This is a genomic window from Vibrio fluminensis, from assembly GCF_015278125.1.
Lineage (GTDB): Bacteria > Pseudomonadota > Gammaproteobacteria > Enterobacterales > Vibrionaceae > Vibrio > Vibrio fluminensis.
Window position 1 is genome coordinate 33,514 of record NZ_JADILO010000034.1, and the last position, 26,355, is coordinate 59,868.

The 26,355-nt window shown below is 45.2% G+C and carries 19 protein-coding genes and 5 tRNA genes; 8 read left to right on the plus strand and 16 right to left on the minus strand.

What is annotated here, in order from left to right; translation table 11 throughout:
* Window positions 1-97 precede the first annotated feature (97 nt).
* The 6 genes from IRQ95_RS18320 to IRQ95_RS18345 form a co-directional block, all read right to left on the minus strand.
* Complete coding sequence (locus tag IRQ95_RS18320) at window positions 98-1,813, minus strand: dipeptide ABC transporter ATP-binding protein (RefSeq protein ID WP_194438612.1); 1,716 nt, start codon at window positions 1,811-1,813, stop codon at window positions 98-100.
* Between the two features lie 750 nt (window positions 1,814-2,563).
* A tRNA-Pro gene (locus IRQ95_RS18325) sits at window positions 2,564-2,640 on the minus strand.
* 23 nt (window positions 2,641-2,663) lie between these two features.
* Window positions 2,664-2,739, minus strand: a tRNA-His gene (locus tag IRQ95_RS18330).
* 45 nt (window positions 2,740-2,784) lie between these two features.
* A tRNA-Pro gene (locus IRQ95_RS18335) sits at window positions 2,785-2,861 on the minus strand.
* 159 nt (window positions 2,862-3,020) lie between these two features.
* A tRNA-His gene (locus IRQ95_RS18340) sits at window positions 3,021-3,096 on the minus strand.
* 32 nt (window positions 3,097-3,128) lie between these two features.
* Window positions 3,129-3,205: transfer RNA gene (locus tag IRQ95_RS18345), tRNA-Arg, on the minus strand.
* A 291-nt stretch (window positions 3,206-3,496) separates the two neighbouring features.
* On the opposite strand from IRQ95_RS18345, the gene IRQ95_RS18350 reads away from it, so the two are divergent.
* Complete coding sequence (locus IRQ95_RS18350) at window positions 3,497-3,910, plus strand: c-type cytochrome (protein ID WP_194438614.1); 414 nt, start codon at window positions 3,497-3,499, stop codon at window positions 3,908-3,910.
* A 68-nt stretch (window positions 3,911-3,978) separates the two neighbouring features.
* Here the strand turns inward: IRQ95_RS18350 and rep are convergent, their stop codons facing one another.
* Window positions 3,979-5,994: a DNA helicase Rep gene (gene rep, locus IRQ95_RS18355; protein ID WP_194438616.1), complete on the minus strand. Its 2,016-nt coding sequence runs from the start codon at window positions 5,992-5,994 to the stop codon at window positions 3,979-3,981.
* A gap of 215 nt (window positions 5,995-6,209) precedes the next feature.
* Between rep and IRQ95_RS18360 the strand changes: the two genes are divergently transcribed.
* From IRQ95_RS18360 to ubiK, 4 genes are all read left to right on the plus strand, one after another.
* On the plus strand, window positions 6,210-6,791 hold the full coding sequence (locus IRQ95_RS18360) for a TetR/AcrR family transcriptional regulator (RefSeq protein WP_075647729.1): 582 nt from the start codon (window positions 6,210-6,212) through the stop codon (window positions 6,789-6,791).
* An 18-nt stretch (window positions 6,792-6,809) separates the two neighbouring features.
* On the plus strand, window positions 6,810-7,916 hold the full coding sequence (locus IRQ95_RS18365) for an efflux RND transporter periplasmic adaptor subunit (RefSeq protein ID WP_194438618.1): 1,107 nt from the start codon (window positions 6,810-6,812) through the stop codon (window positions 7,914-7,916).
* Between the two features lie 11 nt (window positions 7,917-7,927).
* Complete coding sequence (locus IRQ95_RS18370; RefSeq protein ID WP_194438620.1) at window positions 7,928-11,050, plus strand: multidrug efflux RND transporter permease subunit; 3,123 nt, start codon at window positions 7,928-7,930, stop codon at window positions 11,048-11,050.
* Between the two features lie 177 nt (window positions 11,051-11,227).
* Window positions 11,228-11,479 carry a ubiquinone biosynthesis accessory factor UbiK gene (ubiK, locus tag IRQ95_RS18375; protein ID WP_075647726.1) on the plus strand — a complete coding sequence of 84 codons (252 nt, stop codon included), beginning with the start codon at window positions 11,228-11,230 and terminating at the stop codon, window positions 11,477-11,479.
* Window positions 11,480-11,875: 396 nt separating this feature from the next.
* Here ubiK and ilvC read toward each other — a convergent pair whose 3' ends face one another.
* Window positions 11,876-13,360, minus strand: coding sequence for a ketol-acid reductoisomerase (gene ilvC, locus IRQ95_RS18380; RefSeq protein WP_194438622.1), 1,485 nt, complete (start codon window positions 13,358-13,360; stop codon window positions 11,876-11,878).
* A 146-nt stretch (window positions 13,361-13,506) separates the two neighbouring features.
* On the opposite strand from ilvC, the gene ilvY reads away from it, so the two are divergent.
* A complete protein-coding gene (ilvY, locus tag IRQ95_RS18385) occupies window positions 13,507-14,397 on the plus strand; it encodes an HTH-type transcriptional activator IlvY (RefSeq protein WP_194438624.1) in 891 nt (296 codons plus the stop codon).
* Window positions 14,398-14,464: 67 nt separating this feature from the next.
* Here ilvY and hemN read toward each other — a convergent pair whose 3' ends face one another.
* The 5 genes from hemN to IRQ95_RS18410 form a co-directional block, all read right to left on the minus strand.
* Window positions 14,465-15,853 (minus strand): oxygen-independent coproporphyrinogen III oxidase, encoded by a 1,389-nt coding sequence (hemN, locus tag IRQ95_RS18390; protein ID WP_194438626.1) that lies wholly within the window; start codon window positions 15,851-15,853, stop codon window positions 14,465-14,467.
* A gap of 246 nt (window positions 15,854-16,099) precedes the next feature.
* Window positions 16,100-16,588, minus strand: coding sequence for a DUF2489 domain-containing protein (locus tag IRQ95_RS18395; RefSeq protein WP_194438628.1), 489 nt, complete (start codon window positions 16,586-16,588; stop codon window positions 16,100-16,102).
* A gap of 14 nt (window positions 16,589-16,602) precedes the next feature.
* Window positions 16,603-17,175, minus strand: a complete 573-nt coding sequence (yihI, locus tag IRQ95_RS18400; protein WP_194438630.1) for a Der GTPase-activating protein YihI — start codon at window positions 17,173-17,175, stop codon at window positions 16,603-16,605.
* A complete protein-coding gene (locus tag IRQ95_RS18405) occupies window positions 17,175-17,813 on the minus strand; it encodes a class I SAM-dependent methyltransferase (RefSeq protein WP_194438632.1) in 639 nt (212 codons plus the stop codon). Before IRQ95_RS18405 ends, yihI begins: the two co-directional genes overlap by 1 nt.
* A 718-nt stretch (window positions 17,814-18,531) precedes the next feature.
* Entirely contained in the window at window positions 18,532-19,149 is a 618-nt protein-coding gene (locus IRQ95_RS18410) for a c-type cytochrome (protein WP_075647719.1), read from the minus strand.
* A 148-nt stretch (window positions 19,150-19,297) separates the two neighbouring features.
* On the opposite strand from IRQ95_RS18410, the gene yihA reads away from it, so the two are divergent.
* Window positions 19,298-19,963 (plus strand): ribosome biogenesis GTP-binding protein YihA/YsxC, encoded by a 666-nt coding sequence (gene yihA / locus IRQ95_RS18415; RefSeq protein ID WP_194438634.1) that lies wholly within the window; start codon window positions 19,298-19,300, stop codon window positions 19,961-19,963.
* A gap of 473 nt (window positions 19,964-20,436) precedes the next feature.
* On the opposite strand, the gene spfP is transcribed toward yihA, so the two are convergent.
* From spfP to hemB, 3 genes are all read right to left on the minus strand, one after another.
* Window positions 20,437-20,484, minus strand: coding sequence for a small protein SpfP (gene spfP, locus IRQ95_RS22480; protein WP_438356636.1), 48 nt, complete (start codon window positions 20,482-20,484; stop codon window positions 20,437-20,439).
* Window positions 20,485-20,677: 193 nt separating this feature from the next.
* Window positions 20,678-23,473 (minus strand): DNA polymerase I, encoded by a 2,796-nt coding sequence (gene polA / locus IRQ95_RS18420; RefSeq protein WP_194438636.1) that lies wholly within the window; start codon window positions 23,471-23,473, stop codon window positions 20,678-20,680.
* A gap of 732 nt (window positions 23,474-24,205) precedes the next feature.
* On the minus strand, window positions 24,206-25,252 hold the full coding sequence (hemB, locus tag IRQ95_RS18425) for a porphobilinogen synthase (protein WP_194438638.1): 1,047 nt from the start codon (window positions 25,250-25,252) through the stop codon (window positions 24,206-24,208).
* A 149-nt stretch (window positions 25,253-25,401) separates the two neighbouring features.
* Here hemB and IRQ95_RS18430 point away from each other — a divergent pair, with 149 nt between their 5' ends.
* Entirely contained in the window at window positions 25,402-26,163 is a 762-nt protein-coding gene (locus IRQ95_RS18430) for a TatD family hydrolase (protein ID WP_194438639.1), read from the plus strand.
* Window positions 26,164-26,355 lie beyond the last annotated feature (192 nt).

Sequence of the window (26,355 nt, forward strand, 5' to 3'; positions counted from 1 at the left end):
ATAACTCCTTATGCGGGATTTCAATCCCTCGTTGTGTTGTGTTTGCATCTATCAAGTAACCAGAGCGTTGATGAACAATACTCTGCTTACACACGACTTATGCCGTTTTTACTTCTTCTCTTAAACCAGTAAATTCTGGCATTAAGGAAATCAATTGCTTGCTGTACTCATGCTGTGGGTGATTAAACAATTGCTCAGTTGGCGCAACTTCTAACAGCGTTCCCATCTGCATCACTCCCACGCGATCACACATCTGGCGAATCACCGGTAAGTCATGACTAATAAACAACATGGTGAGATTTAATTCGTCTTGCAGGTCTTTGAGTAGATTGAGAATTTGCGCTTGTACCGACACGTCTAATGCTGACGTCGGCTCATCACAAATCAAAAGACGTGGGCGTGTTGCTAGAGCACGCGCTATCGAAATACGTTGGCGCTGACCGCCAGAGAACTCGTGCGGGTACTTAACTCCCGCCATAACGCCCAAACCAACATGATCCAAAAGATCGTTAACGATCTGTCGCGTTTCTGTTTCATTGCGCGTAAGTTTATGAAATCGAATCGGTTCTGCGATGATATCGAACACTTTCATGCGTGGATTCATCGATGTATATGGGTTTTGAAACACCATCTGCATTTGACGACGCATTGGGCGACGCTCTTTCTCTGAAGTCAAAGCAGTGAGGTCAATGCCTTCAAAGGTCACTCGTCCTGAGTTAGGCTGATACAGACCCGCGATTACGCGAGCAATCGTCGACTTGCCAGAGCCCGACTCACCGACGAGACCAAAGGTCTCACCTTCTCGCACTTCAAAGCTGACATTGTTTGACGCTTGCACATATTCTCGACGACTTTCAAATAACGAATCTTTAGTGACAAAACGTAGGTTAACATTTTCAACTTCAAGCAATGCACCGGTGTAGTCACGCTGATCTTGGCTTTGCCCTAACCAGTGATTCTTAATATCAAGCGGCTGCATCTCACTCGCTTCTTCAATGTAACTCACTAGAGGAAAACGCTTCAATTTGACATCAGAACGCGGCACCGCCGAAATTAGACTTCGAGTATAAGAATGATCAGGATCGCCCAACACTTTTGCGGTTGGACCAAATTCAACCAAATCCCCGCGATACATTACCGCCACTCGATCTGTCACATTGGAAACTACACCCATGTCGTGGGTCACCAACATACAACCCACATTATTCTTTACACACAACTCACGTATAAGACTAAGGATTTGGTCTTGAATCGATACATCTAGTGCTGTCGTCGGTTCATCAGCAATAATTAGATCTGGTTCACCTGCGAGTGCAATGGCGATAACCACACGCTGACGCATGCCACCAGAAAATTGATGCGGGTACTGTTTAAGGCGGTTTTCAGGTTGTGGGATTCCCACCTGCTGCATCAACGACAATGAGCGCTGATAAGCTTCTTCATCAGACACATTCATATTGGCATGAATTGTCTCTTTCAATTGCTGCTCAACAGTAAACAAAGGATTGAGTGAGGTCATCGGATCTTGAAAAATAAAACCGATCTTAGAACCACGAACTTGACGCATTTTCTGCGGCGAGAGACCTGAGATTTTTTCACCATCAAGAAATACTTCACCACCAGCAATAGTTCCTGGAGGACTCAGCAGATCGATAACCGCATTACCAACAGTGGACTTACCCGCCCCCGATTCACCAACTACGCCAACAATCTCACCACGTTCAATATTAAACGACAACGATTTTACAGCGGCATGTACCCCATGGCGTGAGGGATACTCAATACGAAGATTTTTAACTTCTAAAAGTGACATTACCAGACCTCTACTGCTTCGGCAGCTCCCTGCCCTGTCTGAAAAATTGAATCCATTCAAATACCAGTATGATGTTCTGGCACTTACAAGCCTTTCAATTTGGCAAACATTTCACACAATTGCAACAAAGGCAGTATAAAAAGTTGTGTTTGCTCATATTTTAAGCAACATATAACACCCACAATGCATAACTATTTATCGAGAATATGAAACACCCTTACCTGCCAATACTATCGTGACAATTAACGCAGCAATAGTGACTAATTAGTCAATTGGTGTATTTAACAAATTAAAAACAAAAACCCCATGAAAATGGATTAAATTAGGCCAATAAATGGGTAACAAATAAAAATACAGCCCTAAAGACCAGTATCTAGCTAATTAAAAGTCCATTCGACCATTAAAAGTGATAATTAATGGAGTAATAAAAAGGTGATAAAGAGAGATAAAAACGAAAGCTTCTGATGTTTTTATTCCGAGCAAAAATGAAAAGCTAGCTAAAGATGCGGTTTTACAGTTAGGAGTCGCTGAACCAATAATTTTCAGTACCCCATTTAAAGCAGTAGATCTTGATGACTTGTAAGGACAGGACGCCCAGTCTAGGGCTTCGTATAGTGGTCGGTGAAGAAGGATTTGATACATTCGGGTTCCCGAGGACTGGCACTCCAGACCCCGACTCAGCATGTGCAGACTTAGCTTTATGCTGTAAATGCAAAAAGGCCCCGTCATTTCTGACGAGGCCTTGAATGGTGGTCGGTGAAGAGGGATTCGAACCCCCGACCCTCTGGTCCCAAACCAGATGCGCTACCAAGCTGCGCTATTCACCGAGCATGTATTCTTTAGAAAAGAATGGGGTGGCTAACGGGATTTGAACCCGCGACAACCGGAATCACAATCCGGGACTCTACCAACTGAGCTATAGCCACCATCAAATTGTTATGTTTACCGTCCAAGAACGTTAAACTAAATAGTGGTCGGTGAAGAGGGATTCGAACCCCCGACCCTCTGGTCCCAAACCAGATGCGCTACCAAGCTGCGCTATTCACCGACAAGTTATTTTTTTACTTGGTTTGCGTTGAGGGTCAACCCTCTGGTCCGCTTATTCCAAGAGCCGAGATGCGCTACAAGTAACACGATTCACCGACTTATGTTTTATCTCTAAGAGAATGGAAGCTTACGCTACCTAAACCATTTTCGAAAGGGAAAATGGGGTGGCTAACGGGATTTGAACCCGCGACAACCGGAATCACAATCCGGGACTCTACCAACTGAGCTATAGCCACCATTGTATTTCACCGATTTTCCTCCAGGCTTATGGCGCGCCCGAAAGGATTCGAACCTTCGACCTTTGGCTCCGGAGGCCAACGCTCTATCCAGCTGAGCTACGGGCGCATGCCCCATCGGCGGAGAGGAATAATACGGATATCACACTATTGCGTCTAGTACTTTTTTTACTTTTTTTATCGTTTGCTGCCTTTTTCAGCAACCAAGGTCAAATAAAACTCAGTTCAGCGTGTGATGTAACCCCGCTCGTTGGGAAGTTATTGTTTATTGCAACAACTTATCGAGATATAATCACCCACTGTTTACATTGATTTAACAGCTCAAGTCGCCTGTTTGTCAAATGAAACTCTAATTAAAAGGTAAGCACGAACTTACCCTCAGGAATGTATAGTGAGTTTAATGGATATGTCTCGAAAAATATTAACCGCTTTGGTCGCTGCAGCAACATTTTCTAGCGCTACTTTTGCAGCAAACGTTAGCCAAGAACAATATGATGCGATTGCAGAAAGAATTAAACCTGTTGGTGATGTTTACCTTGCAGGCAGTGAGCCTGTAGCTGTTGTGCCAACCGGTCCTCGCGATGGTGCGACGGTTTATGGCACTTTCTGTACGGCTTGTCACTCGACTGGCGTTAGCGGCGCACCAAAAACAGGTGATGCTGGTGATTGGTCGCCACGTATTGCTCAAGGACGTAGTGTTCTAAACGACCACGCAATCAACGGCTTTAATGCCATGCCAGCCAAAGGCTCTTGTATGGATTGTTCAGACGATGAAATCATCGCCGCGATCGACCATATGATTGAAGGTCTGTAAGACCACTGCGATAAAAAGCAAAAGGCTTGGGAAACCCAAGCCTTTTTTGATTCTTGCTCTACACAACGTTACTTCTTAAACATCGCGCGTAAATTAGCAATATGCGCCTGTCCTTTCGCCATGCGCTCTTCTTGTGTCACTGGCTTCTTGGTTTGTTCCCATTCCACATCATCAAATGGCAACTCATCGAGAAAACGACTCTGAGTTGGCTTAATCAGTTCACCATACTGACGACGTTCACGACACATAGTGAATGTTAGCTCTTTCTGCGCGCGAGTAATGCCCACGTACATCAAACGGCGTTCTTCTTCAACGTTGTCTTCATCAATACTAGTTTGGTGTGGCAAAATGCCTTCTTCGGTACCAATTAAATAAACGTACGGAAACTCGAGACCTTTTGATGCATGCAAAGTCATTAACTGCACCGCGTCGCTATCTTCATCTTCTTCGCCACGTTCCATCATGTCACGCAATGTGAGACGTTGAACCACTTCACGCAGTGTCTTCTCTTCTTGATCGTAGTTATCACCTTCTAAGTCTGACACTATCCAAGAATAGAGGTCGGAGACGTTCTTCATCCTCATCTCAGCCGCTTTCGGGCTTGAAGAGGTTTCATACAGCCAATCTTCGTAATTGATATCACGTACAAGAGAGCGCACCGCTTCCACCGTATCACCACGCTCGGCTTGGTCAGAAATGGCCACCAGCCAGGTGGTAAAACGGCGCAGGTTCTCCAACCCTCGTCCAGAGAGATGATGCTCTAGACCTAACTCAAAGCTTGCCTCAAACAAGCTCTTGCCGCGCATGTTAGCGTAGCTACCTAACTTCTCTAACGTGACCGGTCCGATCTCACGCTTTGGCGTATTCACGATACGTAGGAAAGCGTTGTCATCATCCGGGTTCACCAAGACTTTTAGGTAAGCCATGATGTCTTTGATTTCAGCGCGAGCAAAAAACGACGTGCCGCCAGATAACTTGTATGGCACACGGTTTTGCATCAAGGATTTTTCGATCAAACGCGATTGGTGATTACCACGATATAAAATCGCATAGTGTCGATAGTCAGTGCGATTCAAAAATTTGTGCGCAATGATCTCACCCGTAACACGCTCTGCTTCGTGTTCTTCATTTTTCGCCATCAATACTTTGAGTTGCTCGCCATCCGGCAGCTCCGAGAACAGAGATTTCTCATACACATGCGGGTTATTGGCAATCAGAATGTTGGCGCAACGCAAAATACGATTGGTCGAACGATAGTTCTGCTCCAGCTTAATCAGCTTAAGACTTGGGTAATCTTCACCAAGCAACACCAGGTTTTGTGGTTTTGCCCCACGCCATGAATAGATTGACTGATCATCATCACCTACCACCGTAAAGCGTGCGCGCTCGCCCACCAGCAAACGCACCAACTCATACTGACTGGTATTGGTATCTTGGTATTCGTCCACCAACAGATAACGAATTTTATTTTGCCAACGCTCACGCACTTCTGTGTTACCACGCAACAGCAATACTGGCATCAAAATTAAATCATCAAAGTCCAATGCGTTATAGGCACGCATCTGCTTTTGGTACATCTCAAAACAGAAAGCAAATAACTGCTGCTGTTCTCCTTGGGCGCGCGCTTTGGCTTCGTCTGGTGACAGCATGTCATTTTTCCAGTTCGAAATGGCACTCATTAATTGACGCAGCAGATCTTTGTCACCATCTAACTGTTTCTCAGTCAGCTCTTTTAAAAGTGCTAACTGGTCTTGGTCATCAAACAGAGAAAAACCCGACTTCAAACCGAGATGCTTATGCTCACGCTTAATAATATTCAGACCAAGCGTGTGGAAAGTTGAGACCATCAACCCTTTCGATTCTTGTTTACCTAATGTCTGCCCAACACGCTCTTTCATCTCACGTGCCGCTTTATTGGTAAAGGTCACCGCTGCGATATTGCGCGCTTTATAGCCACACTGCTGAACCAAGTAAGCAATTTTGTTAGTGATCACTCGCGTTTTACCAGAGCCCGCACCTGCCAATACTAGGCAAGGGCCTGACACATACTTAACCGCTTGGTCTTGTCCGGGGTTCAGCTTCATGATGGTCTCATCCAGAAAAATTAATGGCGCCTATAATAATGGTGCAACACGACGATTGCTAATATTTAAGTAAAGTGCCCACAAGGTGCGATTGCCACTCTCGCACTTAAAGCCATCAACAAGATTTTTACTGAATTAATGCAATACTTTATTGAACTTCTGTTTGTAATTTGGTCTATAATGAATGAACGTTCATTCATTAGCGGTCTCATTAAATGACCAAAAAACTCAGTGTAGATAAAAAGCAGCAAATTCTGGATGCCGCAGAAGCGATTCTCGCGGAGTCAGGATTTCATGGCTTATCCATGCAGAAAGTCGCCAAACAAGCTGGCGTCGCTGCAGGAACTATCTATTGTTACTTTTCTGATAAGGAGCACCTTCTTGCCGAGGTGCGGCTCAATGTCACCCAGCGTATTGCCGATGCTGTACAAGCTGGGGTCGTCGGGGATGAGCCTCTTAAAGATCGTTATCGCACCATGTGGTTAAACACTTGGAACTTAGCAGTGTCTAACAAAAACGCCCTAAGTAACCGAGTGCAATATGACTCACTACCTTGCACTACCGATATAGAGATTCGTGCACAAGAAAAGCTGATGTTTCATCAAGTGCAAAAGTTATTCGAAGATGGCAAAGCACAAAAGGTTTTTAAGCCGATTGCTAATGAAGTTTTGTCTGGTTTGACATTTGAGGCGTGTGTAGCGCTTGCTCGTAAACATGCGTGGGGGTTTTACCATCTGGATGATGAGGCAATTGAAGCCGCCATCAATGCCAGCTGGGACGCAGTAATTAATCATTAACTTGGAGTTCTAACAAGAATGAAAAAGTGGACTTTCTTTATGATTGTCATCGTCTTGCTACTGTTTGGTAGCGTGATTGGTTTCAATCTATTCAAGCAACAAAAAATAGCTGAATATCTCGCTAACCGACCTGAGCCAGAGTTTCCTGTGACGGTGACGCAAGTAAAACCTGTCGATTGGGTACCTGTTATCGAAGCGATCGGTTTTATCGAACCTAACCAAGGTGTCACCGTCGCCAATGAAACCAGTGGTGTAATTGATAAAATCAGTTTTGAGTCGGGAACCAAGGTTGAAGAAGGTCAGTTACTTATCACTCTTGATTCTGAAGTAGAAAAAGCCAATTTAAAAAGTGCTCAGGCAAAATTGCCAGCAGCGCAAGCCAAATATAAGCGCTACCAAGGTCTGTACAAAAAAGGCTCTATCTCTAAAGAGGCTTACGACGAAGCTGGCGCTAACTACTTTTCTCTACAAGCTGAAATTGAGAGCCTAAAAGCCTCGATTGACCGCCGCGAAATCAAAGCGCCATTTGCTGGTGAAGTGGGTATTCGTAATGTTTATCTTGGTCAGTATCTACAAGCTGGCAGCGATATCGTCCGTCTAGAAGACACCACCGTAATGCGCCTGCGCTTTACCGTGCCACAAACCGATATCTCGCGTATCCAACTTAAGCAAGAAGTAGAAATCTACGTGGATGCTTACCCAGAAAAACCGTTCAAAGGTTCTATTTCAGCGATTGAGCCTGCAGTTAACGTACAAAGCGGTCTTATCCAAGTACAAGCGGATATCCCTAACAGCGATGGTAAATTGCGCAGTGGCATGTTCGCCCGTGCCAACATCATCCTACCTAAACTCGTTGACCAAGTGACTCTGCCACAAACTGCCATCACCTACACCTTATACGGTGACAATGTTTACATCGTGACAGAAGAAGATGGTGAGAAACGTGTACAACAACACGTAGTAAAAGTTGGTGAGCGTGTGGCTGATATCGCCCATATTCTTGAAGGCGTTAAGCCCGGTGATGTGGTCGTGACCACAGGTCAAGTACGTTTAAGTAATGGTGCGAAAGTTCGCGTCGTGGAAAGTGACGCAACCACACCACCAGCTGAAACACCAATGCTGTAATTGGAGGATTCATGCGCTTTACTGATGTTTTTATTAAACGTCCAGTTTTAGCGGTATCGATCAGTTTCTTGATTGCCTTGCTTGGTATGCAAGCGGTCTTCAAGATGCAGGTTCGCGAATACCCTGAAATGACGAACACAGTAGTGACGGTATCCACCAGTTACTACGGCGCCAGTGCCGACCTTATTCAAGGCTTTATAACACAGCCTTTGGAGCAAGCCGTCGCGCAGGCAGATAATATTGATTACATGACTTCACAATCTGTGTTGGGTAAATCGACCATCACAGTCAATATGAAGCTCAATACCGACCCGAACGCCGCCTTATCGGACATTCTGGCTAAAACCAACTCGGTTCGTTCGCAGCTACCAAAAGAAGCAGAAGATCCAACGGTCACCATGTCGACCGGTTCGACTACCGCGGTACTGTACATCGGCTTTACCAGTGACGAGCTTAATTCCAGCCAAATCACTGACTATCTAGAGCGTGTAATCAACCCGCAGCTATTTACGGTTAACGGCGTATCGAAGATCGACCTTTATGGTGGCATGAAATACGCACTACGTATTTGGTTAGACCCAGCTAAGATGGCAGCGATCAAGATGACCGCGACAGATGTGATGAGCGTGCTTAACGCCAACAACTATCAGTCCGCAACCGGTCAAGCAGTCGGTGAGTTCGTGCTCTACAACGGTAGCGCGGATACTCAAGTCTCCAACGTCGAAGAACTATCCAACTTGGTAGTGAAGTCTGACGAAGGTGAGGTTATTCGCCTTGGTGATATCGCCAAAGTCACTCTGGCGAAAAGCCATGACGTTTACCGCGCGAGTGCCAATGGCCAAGAGGCAGTGGTCGCTGCAATTAACGCCGCACCAAGTGCTAACCCCATCAACATTGCTGCCGATGTGTTAGAACTGCTACCTCAACTTGAGCGTAACTTACCTAGCACGATCAAAATGAACGTGATGTATGACTCAACTATCGCGATTAACGAATCCATTCATGAAGTGGTGAAAACCATCCTTGAAGCGGCGGTGATCGTACTGGTTGTTATCACGCTGTTCTTGGGTTCTTTCCGTGCGGTAATCATTCCTATCGTTACTATTCCGCTTTCACTGATCGGTGTAGCAATGGTGATGCAGGCAATGGGCTTCTCTTGGAACTTGATGACCCTACTGGCGATGGTACTGGCGATCGGTCTGGTGGTGGATGACGCGATCGTAGTACTTGAGAACGTTGACCGTCACATCAAACTGGGGGAATCGCCTTTCCGCGCCGCGATTATTGGTACACGTGAAATTGCGGTACCGGTTATTGCAATGACATTAACGCTCGGTGCAGTATACGCGCCGATCGCACTCATGGGTGGTATTACAGGTTCGCTATTTAAAGAGTTTGCTCTCACCTTGGCGGGTGCGGTTTTTGTCTCGGGTATCGTGGCACTTACCCTGTCGCCAATGATGTGTTCAAAAATGCTCAAAGCCAATGAAGAGCCAAGCAAGTTTGAACAAAAAGTGCATCATATTCTTGATGGCATGACCGAACGCTATGCGAAGATGCTCAGAGCCGTTATGGACCACCGTCCAGTGGTACTCGCGTTCGCAGTTATCGTGTTTGCCACACTCCCAGTGCTGTTTAAGTTTATTCCAAGCGAACTTGCCCCTTCCGAAGACAAAGGCGTAGTGATGTTGATGGGTACTGCCCCATCAAATGCGAACTTGGACTACATGCAAAACACCATGAACGACGTAAACAAGATTCTGTCTGATCAGCCAGAAGTGGCGTTTGCTCAGGTGTTTACTGGTGTGCCTAACTCAAACCAAGCATTTGGTATTGCCTCAATGGTACCGTGGAGCGAGCGTGAAGCGAGCCAAGCAGAAGTGGCGAACCGTGTTGGTGGTCTAGTTGCTAACGTACCGGGAATGGCGGTAACGGCATTCCAGATGCCAGAACTGCCAGGTGCAGGTTCAGGTCTACCATTGCAGTTCGTGATTACCACGCCCAATGCCTTTGAAAGCTTGTTTGCGATTGCTACTGAAGTGTTAACGCAAGTGAAGTCTAGCCCGATGTTTGTCTACTCGGATCTGGATCTAAACTACGATTCAGCAACGATGAAAATCAACATCGACAAAGACAAAGCCGGTGCTTACGGCGTGACGATGCAGGACATCGGTATTACGCTCAGTACCATGATGGCCGATGGCTACGTTAACCGCATCGACCTAAATGGTCGCTCATACGAAGTGATCCCTCAGGTTGAACGTAAGTGGCGTCTGAACCCAGAGTCAATGAATAACTACTACGTGCGCGCAGCTGATGGCAAAGCGGTACCTCTAGGTAGCTTAATTACTATTGATGTCATCGCAGAGCCTCGCTCACTACCACACTTCAACCAGCTAAACTCAGCAACGGTTGGTGCGGTACCTGCACCAGGCACTGCAATGGGTGATGCCATCACATGGTTTGAAGATGTCGCAGCGAATACTCTACCAAGTGGCTACAACCACGACTATATGGGTGAAGCGCGCCAATACGTAACGGAAGGTAGTGCGCTGTATGCCACCTTCGGTCTCGCTTTGGCGATCATCTTCTTGGTACTGGCGATTCAGTTTGAGTCAATCAAAGACCCAATCGTCATCATGGTATCAGTACCGCTGGCGATCTGTGGCGCATTGATTGCTCTGGCTTGGGGTGCGGCAACGATGAACATCTACTCTCAAGTAGGTCTGATCACGTTAGTCGGTCTTATCACCAAGCACGGTATCTTGATTTGTGAGGTAGCCAAAGAAGAGCAGCTGCATAACAAACTCAGCAAGATGGATGCAGTGATGGAAGCGGCGAAAGTTCGTCTACGCCCTATCCTGATGACGACCGCGGCAATGATTGCGGGTCTAATCCCACTGATGTATGCCACCGGTGCGGGTGCTGCACAGCGCTTTAGTATCGGTATCGTAATCGTAGCGGGTCTTGCGATTGGTACGCTGTTTACACTGTTTGTACTGCCAGTGATTTACAGCTACCTAGCAGAGAAACATAAGCCACTGCCTGTGTTTGTTGAAGATAAAGACTTAGAAAAGTTAGCCAGAGTTGACGAAGCGAAAGCGGCTTGTCGTGAACTCGCCAAGAAAAGCTAATCATTAGTCGCAACATTCACTCTTAAAAGGTCACCTCGGTGACCTTTTTTATTTCCAACAATTTGATGCTGCAATGGTGATAAGCCAAGCGCAAAAGTCGCTTTTTTGCCCTACAACTAGCGACATTTGCGTATCAATTACATAAAATGACGCCAAAGATACAGGAGTGTTCACACCATGTTTGACCCAAAGAAATTAGAGCAAATCGCTAAGCAAATTCATGAGTCAATGCCGCAACCAGTGAAAGACCTAGGTGCAGACGTTGATCAGAAAGTTCGTCAAGTAATCCAAGGTCAGCTTAACAAGCTAGACGTAGTAAGCCGCGAAGAGTTTGATGTACAAACTCAAGTTCTACTGCGCACTCGCCAAAAACTTACCGAAATGGAAAAGAAACTGGCGGATCTAGAAGCGAAGCTTGCGGATAAATAAGCGAGAAGCGAGAAGCGAGAAGCGAGAAGCGAGAAGCGAGAAGCGAGAAGCGAGAAGCGAGAAGCGAGAAGCGAGAAGCGAGAAGCGAGAAGCGAGAAGCGAGAAGCGAGAAGCGAGAAGCGAGAAGCATTAATGTTGTGTCTGTACTTTGTATTTTATGACTCTGCCTAACAGAGTTCTTTAAACCTAGTACAAATAAAGCCATCTCGCAGGGATAGGGCGATAAATTCTAGGATGATGCGCACAGTTTACGTGAGTAAATGCGCACATCAGACAACGAGGTTATCCCCCCGATTTATTTCAAAGCTATAGCGCTTAAGCTCGCGAAGGGAACGCACAGTTTGCACCTGCAAATGAGCATTCCCGACAAAGAGATTCAGCTCTAGAGCAAAGAAATTAGCCGCCCACGGCGATGTGCTTCATATCAGTCATATACCCGCGCAGCTCTTCACCAATGTACTCAACTGGGTGGTTACGAATCGCTTCGTTCACTTCAATTAGACGCTGGTTATCAACTTGGTTTGACTCAACTTGCAGACCTTTACCAATCACATCTGTATTTACTGAAGGCATGAACTTCTCACGCAGTAGCGGTGTCGCTACGTTAGCGAATAGGTAGTTACCATATTCTGCCGTATCTGAGATTACTACGTTCATTTCGTATAGACGCTTACGTGCTACTGTGTTGGCGATTAGCGGTAGTTCGTGTAGTGATTCGTAGTATGCAGACTCATCGATGATGCCTGATGCTGTCATCGCTTCAAATGCCAGCTCTACCCCTGCACGAACCATAGCGATCATTAGAATACCGTTATCGAAGTACTCTTGCTCTGAGATTTGAACGTCAGTCGATGGGTAGTTTTCAAAGGCGGTTTCACCCGTTTCTGCACGCCAGCCTAATAGATTCACATCATCATTCGCCCAGTCAGCCATCATAGTGCTTGAGAACTCACCTTGAATGATGTCATCCATGTGCTTGTTGTATAGCGGACGCATTAGATCTTTTAGCTCTTCAGATAGGTCAAACGCTTTGATTTTCGCAGGGTTTGATAGGCGATCCATCATGTGAGTGATGCCACCAAACTTCAATGCTTCAGTTACTGTTTCCCAACCGAATTGCAATAGTTTACCTGCGTAGCCTGGGTCGATACCATCAGCAACCATCTTCTCGTAACATACGATAGAACCCGCTTGTAGCATGCCACACAGAATAGTTTGCTCACCCATTAGGTCAGACTTCACTTCTGCGACGAATGATGACTCTAGGCAACCTGCACGGTGACCACCTGTTGCTGCTGCCCATGCTTTCGCGATATCCCAACCTTCTCCTTGCGGATCGTTCTCTGGGTGAACCGCGATTAGCGTTGGTACACCAAAGCCACGCTTGTACTCTTCACGTACTTCCGTACCAGGACACTTAGGCGCCACCATTACAACGGTTAGGTCTTTACGGATTTGCATGCCTTCTTCAACAATGTTGAAGCCATGTGAGTAACCCAGTGCAGCGCCTTGTTTCATCAGTGGCATTACCGTTTCAACTACGTTGGTATGCTGCTTATCTGGCGTTAGGTTTACCACTAGGTCTGCTTGAGGAATTAGCGCTTCGTAGCTGGCGACTTCAAACCCATTCTCTTTGGCATTTTTGTATGACTGACGCTGCTCATCAATCGCCGCTTGGCGCAATGCGTATGCAACGTCTAGACCTGAATCACGCATGTTCAGACCTTGGTTTAGACCTTGAGCACCACAACCTACAATGACAACCTTCTTACCTTTTAGGTAATCTGCTTCTGTTGCAAACTCACTACGATCCATAAAACGACAACGACCTAGTTGGTCCAATTGCTCACGCAAGTTTAGGGTATTGAAATAGTTAGCCATTGTAGGGCTCTCCTTTAAGAATAATGTCCATGAGGTCGGTAATTTTGCTTACCGAATAACCTGATACTAAAACAGACAAAAAGTTGCTTAAAGTGATATATTCACAATTAGTTATTGCAAAAAATGCAACATGGATGTGACAAGCTATGAACATTAAGAGCCTGCAACTCTTTATTCATTTATGTGAGAGTAAAAGCTTCGCCAAAACTGCCGAAGCGATGCACATTAGCCCTTCGGCGCTCAGTCGCCAAATTCAAAAACTTGAGCAAGAAACCGGACAAGGATTGTTTCTGCGTGATAACCGCAGCGTTGAACTCACACCCGCAGGCAAGAAACTCCTGCCTGTCGCACTGAATATCTTAGGTGAGTGGCAAAACTACCATGCGTTGTTTGCTGATTCTGATAGCGAACTGAAAGGTGAAATTCATCTCTTTTGCTCAGTGACTGCCAGCTATAGCCATTTACCGGAACTGCTGTCTGAGTTTCGCCTGCAACACCCTTTTATTGAGTTCAAACTCTCAACAGGTGACCCCGCTCAAGCGATTGAGAAAATACTCAATGACGAAGCAGATATCGCTATTTCAGCGATGCCAGAGCAACTGCCATCACGAATTGAGTTTGAAACCATCAGCGAGATTCCTCTCTCCGTTATAGCCCCCGCTGGTGTGAGTAATTTCGCTCAAGAGCTGCAAAGCGACAAACCCAACTGGAATTCAATTCCATTTATCGTGCCCGAAGCCGGGACTGCCCGTGAACGCGCCAACACTTGGTTTAAGACGATGAAGATCAAACCGAATATTTATGCGCAGGTATCCGGACATGAAGCGATTGTAAGCATGGTCGCGCTCGGCTGCGGTGTAGGCATTGCGCCAGATGTGGTCATCAATAACAGCCCAGTAAGAGATAAAATTGAACGCTTAAAAGTCGCGCCTATTGCACCTTTTGAGCTTGGCGTGTGCTGCAAACGCTCACAACTTGATAACCCACTAATTAAAGCGTTGTGGAAAGTGGCACAAGAGAAATACATTACTCTTTAAGCCATGCCCAAACGTAAAAAAGCCACGCTAGGCGTGGCTTTCAATTCAAATTCACTAATACTATCGCTTAGATAACGCGAGAAAACTGCTGCTGACGAGCGCGATCACGTAGGTATTTATCAAAACACATACAGATATTACGAATCAGTAGGCGACCACGCAGAGTCACACGGATTTCGCTCTCATCCACTTCCACTAACCCATCATTGATAAAGGTCTGTAAAAGCTCTAAATCTTGCGCAAAGTATTGATTAAAATTGAGCTTAAATTCGCGCTCGATAAATACTTTATCCAGTTTGAAGTTACAAATCAGTTGCTTGATGACTTCGCGGCGAATCAGATCATCGCTATCCAGTGATACGCCTTTCCACAATGCGTGGCGTTGTTCATTCACTTGCGCGTAGTACTTTTTAAGCTCTTTCTGGTTTTGCGCGTACGCATCACCAATCATCGAAATAGCCGAGACACCAAAGCCCATTAGGTCACACTCACCTTGAGTGGTGTAGCCTTGGAAGTTACGGTGCAGAATGCCATTTCGCTGAGCAACCGCCAATTCATCATCAGGCAGAGCAAAGTGGTCCATACCGATAAACTGATAACCCGCTCCGGTTAACGTGCCAATGGTTTGCTGTAGGATTGCCATTTTTTCAGTCGCTTGCGGCAGATCTTCATCTTTAATCTTACGCTGTGCAGCAAATAGCTGCGGCATGTGTGCGTAGTTGAATACCGATAGGCGACCCGGTTGCATCTCCAACACTTGCTTCAATGTTTCAGCAAAGGATTCTTGAGTCTGTTTTGGTAGGCCGTAGATTAAGTCTAAGTTCGTTGAACGGAAACCTAACTCTTTCGCACGTTTAACCATCGCAACAATGAACGCTTCATCTTGTTCACGGTTAACTAGCTTCTGAACTTCTTTATTGAAGTCTTGCACACCAATACTCAGGCGGTTAAACCCTTCTTCACGAAGGTGATCAAGCACATCCAGTTCAATTTCACGTGGGTCAACTTCAATGCTGATTTCAGCGGTAACTTCAAAATCAAACTCACCACGCAAAATCGCCATAATACGGCTAATTTGCGCTTTGTTTAGGAAGGTTGGCGTACCACCACCAAAGTGAAGCTGTGTCACACGACGCTCTTGCAGCAAACTTGCTCGAGTGCGGATTTCTAACTCCAACGCATCAAGGTATTCATCCGCCTTGTGCGCATGGCGCGTAATGACTTTATTACAACCACAGTAGTAGCAAAGCTTGTGACAAAAAGGAATGTGGATATAAAGAGACAATGGTCGCTCTGGGTATGCCGTGCACGCCATATCAAAGTCCGCAACCGTAAAGGCTTCATGGAACTCTAATGCAGTTGGGTAAGATGTGTAACGTGGACCGGAATAGTTATACTTATCCAGAACTGTTTGATCCCACTCGATTTGTTGGCTTGCTACGACTTGTTGCGACATGGTGCTCTTTCCATTCTTTGACTGAAAGGTCATGGTTACAATAACGGAGTATTTTGCCATAGGTGTCTAGTTGACGTACCAAGGCATACCGTTTTTTGAGTACAAATACTCAGAACTGATTACAGAACTGATAAATCGATCACTCACGATTAAGTGTAAGTGATCGACGCTCGGTTATCAGGCTTAGTTATCCGACTTAGCGATCGGCTATCGTTCCCTGAGACTTATCAGAGAAGGCGATGCTGCCTAAAGCATTTGGATGTTGATTTGATTATTCAGTGGCTGCACTTTCTCTTTCAGCACTTTCAACTCTTCAACAATCGCATCCTGTAGACGCGACTCTGCTTTATGGCGGGTTAAGTTTTCCTGCATGCGCTCTTTCTTGCTCAGTGCTTGGCGATCTTCACCGCGAGCCATGTCTTTTACAACATGATATAGCTCAGCTGTCGCTGGAAACTCTTTGTCAAAGTCGACGCGATCATCGCCTTGAACGTAGTCCATAATGCAGTAAACACGAATACTGATCTCAGCCAGATCACACTGACCTTGAATTCCCGCTAAACACAGTGTGTTTACGTTTTCAAAAATATTCGCGTTGCGCTTTTCAATCGCCAGTTGCTGATGCCTAAGCTGCAACTCCTTTTGCTTCTTCAGTTGAAGAAGAAGGTAACCTGCGTATGACGCTAAGCCGAGAACAATAATTCCACCAGCAATGGCTAACAAGGTTACATTCATATCTTACCGTTATCCTATTTGTATTGATTGATATCTAGTGACTCAAATTGAGACAACAGATCATCATCAGATGACGATTTTTTCTCTGCATTATTTGCAACAGAATATGTCTCATCTTCGAAGAACTCTTCTTCCGAGTAATCATCGGCTTCTAGGTCATCTTCATAGATACCTAGTTGCTTCATCAATGCTTCAATACGCGCTAGTTTCTCATCTACGTATTTCTGTAGACCAGCGCCAAGCTTCTCGCCTTCATCGATACGGTCAAGCAACACGTTCAATTGCGCATCATTCTCCAGCATTTCAAGCTCTTTCTCTGCGCTTAGACGACGCTCAACTTTAGTTGGCTTCTTAACAGCTTCAACAATCAATGGAATTGGTTTTTTGCTGCCTAAACGTGGATCGCGCTTTTGACCATTAGTGAACTCTTTGCTTGATTTCGCTTCTGAGTTGCGGCTACCAGTCTTTAAGCCTTTACGCTTTTTATCGCGTTTGCGCAGACGTCCTTCAACATCTGATTGGGTACGGTTACGAACTACGATAACGTCTGTGTTACCGCCTGATCTAGCTTTCTTACTACGACTCATTACTGGGTTTTCCTCAGTAAAATTACATCTTTTCCAATAAATTCAAGTTCGAGCTTATCCCGCTCAGCCAAGTACTCAAACGTCGCACGGCTAAAAAAGATCACATGAGTAAGATCGTTTTTATAATGCCATGGTGCAAACGCTTCAACATCGATCACCATCTTGGTCATAATACCAAGCCAGCCACCGGGCTTAACTAAATTTAACCATTGCTGCCACACCATGTCAGGATGGTATAAGTGTTCGATCACTTCTGTAGCAGTCACGAAGTCATATTGCTCATCCAACACCGCACTGTCTGGGTGATAGTAGATGTCATATAACTTCATAGCGTGTCCCTGCTCTTCCAGCATTAATGATAACGTTGGACCAGGACCACAGCCAAAATCTAACCCTTGAGAATTAGGTACGACTCGCTGGCAAATCGGATCCGCCATACGCGATAGAAAACGGCGATAGCCTTCGTCACTAGGATCATTCTCATGAAGATCATAGTGAGCTTTCTCTGTCTTTGCATCAAGACGCTGGTTTGGGTTAACAAACACCAATGCGCAGCGTGAGCACTCTGAATACTGGCGGTGCTTATCTTCAAAGTAATGGTGAGTTTGATTGCTTTGACAAAGCGGGCAGTTGTGCATTGATACATCCTTCTTACAGGGGATGCGAAACATACCAGAAACTGCTCTTAGAGTGGAGTATTATTGTGCAATAAATCATCAAATCGGTAAAAATAGATATAAAAAAAGCGATAGATTGACTATCGCTTTCTAAATGCCATGATGGCTAAACTGGGTTGTGCAAAAATTGCACTCCAAATTTCCATTTGTTTTTCGAGCTTTCCTTGCCAAAAAGGTGTTGTTTGTCATCATCCTAATGAATTTTGGCGTTCCATTACTTCCTGTAGCTGAGCTCTTCCTAAGCCTGATCCTTTCCCCTGTCTGTACCATCAGACGAGTTAACCATCCTTATTAAGGCAAACATCCTGCTTACCTTTAAATCCTTTTCCATCTGCCAAGTCATCCTGACTTGCATCCATGGAGACCATCCTAGTCTTTTATCCTGCTCAACATCGTGTTGATGGAGATACTTTACTCTCTGAGCCTTTTCAGACAACAGGTCAAACTAAAAAACTGTGGTCAAATAAAACACAAAACCACAACATCATGTATTTAAAGGTTATTTTATACCAGCTCACTCATTTAGCTGAGTAATGAATGGCAAATGTCTTACAAAACGCTGAGCAAGATCGTCAAACGCGACAAAATTACGTGTGTGACATTGATCAAATAAATTGGAGGCAAACAAAAAGCCATGTCGTTCGACATGGCTTTGAGAGTCTTACTGGAAGATAAGCGTTTAGTGAAGACCACCCACATACTTAGACAGTACGTCGATATCCTCATCGGTTAGTTTCTTCGCAACATCACGCATCATCGCGTTCATATCATTATTGCGGTTACCGTCTCTGAATTTCTCTAGCTGCAGCTTGATGTAATCTGCATGCTGACCTGAAATTTTAGGGAATCCAGATAGCTCTGTACCATTACCACGAGGGCCATGACAAGCAATACAAGCAGCGATACCGCGCTCAGCATCACCTGCGGCGTAAAGGTTCTTGCCCTGCTCGACCACGTTTTCTGGTGTGGTGTTATGAGCAAGCGGTAATGAAGCATAATAAGCAGCGAGATCCGCCATATCTTGCTCATTCAGTGGCATCGCCATACCACTCATTACAGGGTCATAACGACCTTGTTTACCGCCACTCGTCATTCCGAGTTTTAGGTCTTTCAGCTGCTTCTCAATATACTTCGCATGCTGACCGGCCAGTGAAGGGTACATTCCAAGTAAACTGTTGCCATCCGCTCCATGACACGCAACACAAGTTTGAGATTTTGCTTTACCAGCTTCTATGCTGCCTTGGGCCCATACGGAGCAGCTGGCCAAAAGACTCACAATTAGCACTAATTTCTTCATGACATTCCATTATAATTATCAAGCTTCCAGTACCACTCTGCATTGCCACTCATGGTACAATAGGCGACCTCATGCCGAGTACGGTTATTTTACACAATTTCACAAAAAAGTAATCAATTGACTACACAAAGTCGAGATGGAGTTAACAGTGAGCGTAAAAATTAATTACCAAAACACCCATTTCATCACAAGTGCGCCTGATATTCGCCACTTGCCAGAAGATGAGGGCATTGAAATTGCGTTCGCTGGACGCTCTAATGCCGGGAAATCGAGCTCTCTTAACCGTTTGACCAACCAAAAGAGCCTCGCTAAAACCAGTAAAACACCTGGTCGTACCCAGCTGATCAACCTATTTAAGGTGACGGATGGTTGTCATATCGTCGACTTACCTGGATACGGCTTTGCTCAAGTACCGCTTGAGATGAAGAAAAAGTGGCAAAAATCGCTGGGTGAATATTTACAAAAGCGCCAATGTCTAAAAGGCTTAGTGGTACTAATGGATATTCGTCATCCAATGAAAGACCTCGACCAACAGTTGATCTTCTGGGCAGTAGATAGCGGCATTCCAGTGCAAGTTCTGCTAACTAAAGCAGATAAGCTGAAAAGTGGTGCGCGTAAAGCTGCAGTACTGAAGATCCGTGAAGATGCCAAAGGCTTTGGCGGTACAGTGCAAGTAGACCCGTTCTCGTCACTGAAAGGCTTAGGTGTTGATGTACTGCGCAACAAACTAGATGAATGGTTTGCGCCTGCATTTGCCGATCTAATTGATGAAGATTTCGATGCTGAAAATGCATCGGATAACGACGGCGAATAAACCGAACCGCAATTGATAGCCTCGCATTTCGCGGGGCTTTTTTTATCCCCCAACAAAGCATCTACAGACAAAGAAAAAGCCCCAATCAACAATGGGGCAACGGGAGAGAATTGTAAATTGTTATAGTTATGTTGCTAGCTTTCCGCAACTCACTGTCATTTTCAACCCCTAGCTAAATCCCACTTAAAAAACCTTCATCAAGCAGCAAACCTTACTGGTTAAGGGATAGAGCAAATTCTTTCATTTCAATTAGTTAAATTATGCCGATTTATTTTTTATACGAAATAACAAAAGTGTGATGAAGGAATATTACAGCTTTTTGTAATCAGACGTTTCTGTCGCGTAACAGTGCTGAGAAAAATTAACTAAGAGAGGAAAAATAGTGTGCGGTGGAACAGTTTGGAAGTGTGTAGAGAAATTTTCTTTGCCACAAGAAAAAACGCCCCAGCCAAACACTGGCTGGGGCGGCTGAATCAGCCTAATCCAATAACGTGAAACAAAAGGTCTGAAAGATAGAACATCTTACCTCTGTACCCTACGTCGAATAATGTACAACAATTGGTCAGAAATTCAAAGTCATTTTGTAAGTTTTTTTCAGCATTTTTAGTTAAAACAACACAAAGCCCTTTTGCTGCCTAGCTTTTTTAATGATAAAAAAAAGCCAGCATTTGTGCGCTGGCTCATGATAAATGTTAAATATTGTTCATTTTTTGTCTAGTGAGCCTGTTCCCAGTTATCACCATGACCAGCTTCAGCAATAAGAGGCACTTTTAACTGAGCGGCAGATTCCATCAGTTTTTGTACTTTTGTTTCAATTTCGGCTAAAGCTGACTCTTGAACTTCAAATACCAATTCATCGTGCACCTGCATCAGCAATTTCACACGACCATCGCCTTCTTTTTCGATCCACTCATCAACCAACAGCATCGCTTTTTTGATGATGTCAGCCGCAGTACCTTGCATTGGAGCGTTAATTGCCGCTCGCTCAGCCGCTTTACGACGCATACCATTACGCGATTGGATCTCAGGTAGATGCAAACGACGACCGTAAATCGTCTCAACATAACCTTTTTCTGCCGCAGAACTGCGAGTGTCTTCCATGTACTGCATCACACCAGGGTAACGTTCAAAGTACTTGTTCATGTACTCTTGTGCTTCACCGCGAGGAATACCAAGTTGCTTCGCCAGACCAAATGCACTCATGCCGTAAATTAGACCGAAGTTAACTGCTTTAGCACGACGACGCTGCTCTGAGGTGACGTTCTCAATCGTGGTGCCCATGATTTCTGCCGCCGTTGCCGCGTGAATATCTTTGCCTTCACGGAAAGCATCCAATAGTGCTTGGTCACCAGAGAGGTGCGCCATAATACGCAATTCGATTTGTGAGTAGTCGACCGCCATAATTTTGTAGCCGTGCGGTGCCACAAAAGCTTGGCGAATACGACGACCTTCTTCGTTACGAATAGGAATATTCTGCAAGTTTGGATCGGTCGATGATAGACGTCCTGTCGCCGTCACCGCTTGATGATAAGAAGTATGCACGCGACCCGTTTCAGGGTTAATCATCTTCGGCAGCTTATCTGTGTAGGTTGATTTCAGTTTAGCTAACCCACGGTATTCCAAAATCAATTTTGGTAATGGGTAGTCCAAAGCCAGCTCTTGCAGTACTTCTTCATTGGTCGACGGTGTACCTGACGGTGTCTTCTTCACCACTGGCAGACCCATTTTTTCAAACAAAATCGCTTGCAGTTGCTTCGGTGAGTTCATATTGAACTCTTGCTCAGCTAACTCATACGCTCTTTGTTCTAGCTCATCTAAACGTACCGCAATCTCTTGAGATTGGGCCGCCAACATCATGTCGTCGATCAGTACGCCGGTGCGTTCAATACGTGAAAGCACGGGTACAAGTGGCACTTCAATCTGCTGATAAATGGCATTTAACTTTTCGTCTTGTAGCAAGTGCTCATTAAGACGATTGTGCAGACGCAGAGTCACGTCAGCATCTTCGGCAGCGTAAGGGGCAGCCTGTTCGAGATCAATTTGATTAAACGTCAGCTGATTTTTGCCTTTGCCAGCAATTTGCTCAAAAGAAATGCAGCTGTGCTGAAGAAAACGTAGTGCTAGGCTATCCATATCATGCTTGCCGCCTACACTGTTGTAAACGTAAGACGCCAACATGGTGTCGTATTTGATGCCGCGCATCTCAATATCATAACGTGCCAGCACGCTCGCATCGTACTTAAGGTTTTGACCGACTTTGGCTTGATTCTCGTCTTCAAGAATTGGTTTTAACTGCGCTAACACCCAATCGCGATCAAGCTGTTCAGGCGCATCCAAATAATCGTGCGCAACCGGCACATAAGCCGCAACGCCCTCTTCCACCGCAAATGACAAACCAACGAGGTTCGCCACCATGTAATCTAAGCTGTCGGTTTCGGTATCAAAGGCAAACACGTCTGTCGCTTTCAACTTCTCTAACCACTCAGCAAAGGTCTCTTTGTCCAGAATGGTTTGATATTGGCTACGATCGATAGTTACCGCAGCGGTGTTGATCTCTACTTGCGTGCTCGTCGTTGTGCTAGCGGCAATTGCGCCAGATTTCTCATCTACCTCAACCACACCGCTGCCGCCTTCGAGTAGCTCATTGAGCCAAGACTTAAACACCAGCTGACCAAATAGTTTAATCAGCTCATCTTTATTTGGCTCTGCTTTTACTAACTCTTGCGGTTTAAACTCCATCTCAACATCAAGTTTAATTGTCGCTAGTTCGTAAGACAGTCGTGCATTGTCTTTATTGTCGACCAACTTCTTCGCCATGGTTTTCGAACCACGGAAACCCAGTGGTGCAATATCATCTAGGTTTTCAAATAACTTATCTAAACCACCAATGCCTTGTAGCAATGCAGTCGCGGTTTTGTCACCCACACCCGGTACGCCTGGAATGTTATCGACTTTATCGCCCATCAACGCGAGGTAATCGATGATCAGCTCTGGCGGGATACCAAATTTTTCAATCACACCTTCACGATCCAACACCACATTGGTCATGGTATTGATCAAAGTAACATTCTCATCCACCAGCTGAGCCATATCTTTATCCCCAGTACTGATCAACACTGGAATGCCTTGCTGAGATGCTTGAGAAGCTAACGTGCCGATCACGTCATCCGCTTCAACGCCCGAGATCGAGATCAATGGCAGCCCCATAGCACGGATCACATTGTGCAGTGGCTCAATTTGGCAACGCAGATCATCCGGCATTGGTGGGCGATTCGCTTTGTATTCCGGATACATATCATCACGGAAAGTCTTACCTTTAGCATCAAACACAACAGCAATACGATCTGAAGCAAACTGTCGCATCATGCTGCGCAACATATTTACCACACCGTAAACAGCGTTAGTTGGAATTTCACCATTACTCATCGTGCCCGGGTAGGCATGGAATGCACGATAGAGGTAAGAAGAACCGTCGATCAGAATCAGTGGATTATCTGGAATGCGAGCCATAGTCTTATAGTTTCCAAAGAGAATGCAAATTAGATCTGCTTAGGATGCCACGACTAGGTCGGCGATGCTATGCAAACTCTGTGATGTCTCTAGCGAGATTTGTTGAATAAGCCACCACATGATGTGGTCACCTGTGGATAACTCTGTTTATAATAATTATCCACCGACATTGACGAATGTCACACTTTAATGAAATTAAAATATAAAACATTGTATATAAAGAAAAAATCAAAAGATCGATCCTTTTTTTAGCGATCTGAAAACGATCCTTGACTGTGGAAAAGAGTGCTGGTGCCCTTTTGCTCAAAGGCAAATTAAACGCATAAAAAAAGCGACATCTTTCGATGTCGCCTAGCAAAAAAGAGTCAAAGCTTTTCATGTTGGAACATGTCGCTTTGCCATAAAGCTATAAATTACACTGGAAGCAATGTGAGCAATGTCGTGTCAAAAAGAACTTGTGTAAGTCCGTTAAATTCTGTTTCATCACTAAATCCAATCGGTTGAATCTGGTAAATCAACGTCCTTGTGAACTTTCCTCATTCCCTAAGACGAGATTAATAATAATGATTCTCATTTAACTCGTCAACACCTAAATGAGAAAAAATCTCATTTATTTCTTGGCACATATTTAACACTTTGCTTTTTAAGCAAAAAACACCTTCAGCTATACTCTAACAATACGCTAGATATAAAAAAGGCCAGCATCGCTGACCTTTAAAATAGAGCTAACGCTTATTCGCCATCACGTAGATATTGAGCCGCTTTGCTATTCTCTTCAGCAAGCCACTCAGCAACATCTTTAGCAAAATAAGTCAAAATACCATCCGCGCCAGCACGCTTGAAACATAACAATGATTCCAATACAGTCTCACGCTCTTTCAGCCAACCATTTTGAATCGCAGCTTTGTGCATCGCATATTCGCCAGAGACTTGGTAGGCAAATGTCGGAACTTGAAGCTCTGATTTCACGCGACGAACAAGATCAAGATAAGGCATACCTGGTTTCACCATCACCATATCTGCACCTTCATTGATGTCCATTGCCACTTCATGCAAGGCTTCATCACTGTTGGCAGGATCCATTTGGTAGTTCTTCTTGTTGCCACCTTTAAGGTTAGAGGCTGAACCAACCGCATCACGGAATGGGCCATAGTAACTTGATGCGTACTTAGCTGAGTAAGCCATAATTTGAGTATTGATGTGACCAGCTTCTTCTAACGCTTCGCGAATCGCACCAATTCGGCCATCCATCATATCTGAAGGCGCAACCACATCCGCCCCCGCTTCAGCGTGTGAAAGCGCCTGCTTGATCAACACAGCCGTGGTTTCATCATTCAGCACGTAGCCTTCTTCATCAATGATCCCATCTTGACCATGAGTGGTGAACGGATCCAACGCCACATCAGTGATCACCCCGATTTCTGGCACATGCTCTTTCAGTGCACGAACCGTACGCTGCACTAAACCCTCAGGGTTGTAAGCTTCTGCCGCACACAGACTTTTTGCGTCTTGGTTAACGACTGGGAATAGAGCGATCGCTGGCACACCTAATTGCGCTAGGTATTGCGCCTCTTCAAGCAGTAGATCAATCGACAAACGCTCAATACCTGGCATTGATTCAACTTGTTCACGACGATCTTTACCCATCAAGACAAACATTGGGTAGATCAGATCATTCACAGACAGTTGGTTCTCTGCCATAAGACGACGGCTGAAATCATGTTTACGCATACGGCGCATGCGGCGCGCTGGAAATTGACCTTGGATGGAAACTGACACTCTATTCTCCTTCAATCTGGTGAAAGTGCTTGTAGAGAATGATATCACTCTCACTTCATCACGCTAGCGCCAATAACGAAAAATGCAAAAAATGACCTCAGCTTCACACTGCCGTATACTCATGCCATCAGTGATAAAAGAGTACTACCATGATCGATACCCATGCGCATATTTACGCGAGCGAGTTTGATAACGATCGCGATCAAGTGGTTGAGCGCGCCCTTGCTCAAGGCATCAGTAAAATTTTGCTGCCAAATATTGACCTTGACTCTATCGAGCCAATGTTGACGACGGAAGCCGCCTATCCGCAAATTTGCCGCTCAATGATGGGCTTACACCCATGCTATGTCGATGGTAATGTCGAGCAAACTCTCACCACCATCCATAGTTGGTTTAACAAACACTCTTTTATTGCCGTAGGTGAAATTGGTATCGACCTGTACTGGGATAAAACCTATAAAGTCGAACAAGAATATGCGTTTGTGACCCAACTCAATTGGGCCAAAGAAATGCAGCTGCCGGTGGTGATCCACACCCGTGATTCGATTGAAGAAACTTTAGCACTACTGGAAAAAGAACAAGATGGTTCACTGAGCGGCGTGTTCCACTGCTTTGGTGGCAGCGTGGAGGAAGCCAAAGCGATTAACCAACTTGGCTTTCACTTAGGCTTAGGGGGCGTATCGACGTTTAAAAATGGTGGGATGGATAAAGTAATCCCGCAACTAGATATGAACTATGTAATTTTAGAAACCGACTGCCCCTATCTCGCGCCTGTGCCTCATCGAGGCAAGCGCAATGAGCCAGCCTACACTCAATTGGTCGCTCAACGAGTCGCAGACCTACGCCAGATGAGCTTGCAGCAAATAGATGAACTCACAACCCGCAACGCAAAAACACTGTTTAATCTGTAACGTATTTACCACGAGCAATACGTGATTTGCGAATTACGGACATAAAAAAGGTTGGCATGGCCCTGTCTCTTGATCACAAGTCTTGTTGCTCAAGAGACTTAGCGAGTTCATACCCTTCAAGGATGGTTTGTAACCTAAACCATCCTTGCCATAAGGTTTTTATAGAAGCACGACCTGTCCGCTTGGTATCTT

Bases quoted from the DNA above. Each gene is read 5' to 3' on its own strand.
- IRQ95_RS18365 (WP_194438618.1), top strand. From the start codon at position 6,810: ATGAAAAAGTGGACTTTCTTTATGATTGTCATCGTCTTGCTACTGTTT.
- IRQ95_RS18360 (WP_075647729.1), top strand. From the start codon at position 6,210: ATGACCAAAAAACTCAGTGTAGATAAAAAGCAGCAAATTCTGGATGCC.
- IRQ95_RS18410 (WP_075647719.1), bottom strand. From the start codon at position 19,149: ATGAAGAAATTAGTGCTAATTGTGAGTCTTTTGGCCAGCTGCTCCGTA.
- hemN (WP_194438626.1), bottom strand. From the start codon at position 15,853: ATGTCGCAACAAGTCGTAGCAAGCCAACAAATCGAGTGGGATCAAACA.
- ilvC (WP_194438622.1), bottom strand. From the start codon at position 13,360: ATGGCTAACTATTTCAATACCCTAAACTTGCGTGAGCAATTGGACCAA.
- IRQ95_RS18370 (WP_194438620.1), top strand. From the start codon at position 7,928: ATGCGCTTTACTGATGTTTTTATTAAACGTCCAGTTTTAGCGGTATCG.
- ubiK (WP_075647726.1), top strand. From the start codon at position 11,228: ATGTTTGACCCAAAGAAATTAGAGCAAATCGCTAAGCAAATTCATGAG.
- polA (WP_194438636.1), bottom strand. From the start codon at position 23,473: ATGGCTCGCATTCCAGATAATCCACTGATTCTGATCGACGGTTCTTCT.
- ilvY (WP_194438624.1), top strand. From the start codon at position 13,507: ATGAACATTAAGAGCCTGCAACTCTTTATTCATTTATGTGAGAGTAAA.
- IRQ95_RS18320 (WP_194438612.1), bottom strand. From the start codon at position 1,813: ATGTCACTTTTAGAAGTTAAAAATCTTCGTATTGAGTATCCCTCACGC.
- IRQ95_RS18430 (WP_194438639.1), top strand. From the start codon at position 25,402: ATGATCGATACCCATGCGCATATTTACGCGAGCGAGTTTGATAACGAT.
- IRQ95_RS18395 (WP_194438628.1), bottom strand. From the start codon at position 16,588: ATGAATGTAACCTTGTTAGCCATTGCTGGTGGAATTATTGTTCTCGGC.
- IRQ95_RS18405 (WP_194438632.1), bottom strand. From the start codon at position 17,813: ATGCACAACTGCCCGCTTTGTCAAAGCAATCAAACTCACCATTACTTT.
- yihI (WP_194438630.1), bottom strand. From the start codon at position 17,175: ATGAGTCGTAGTAAGAAAGCTAGATCAGGCGGTAACACAGACGTTATC.
- rep (WP_194438616.1), bottom strand. From the start codon at position 5,994: ATGAAGCTGAACCCCGGACAAGACCAAGCGGTTAAGTATGTGTCAGGC.
- IRQ95_RS18350 (WP_194438614.1), top strand. From the start codon at position 3,497: ATGGATATGTCTCGAAAAATATTAACCGCTTTGGTCGCTGCAGCAACA.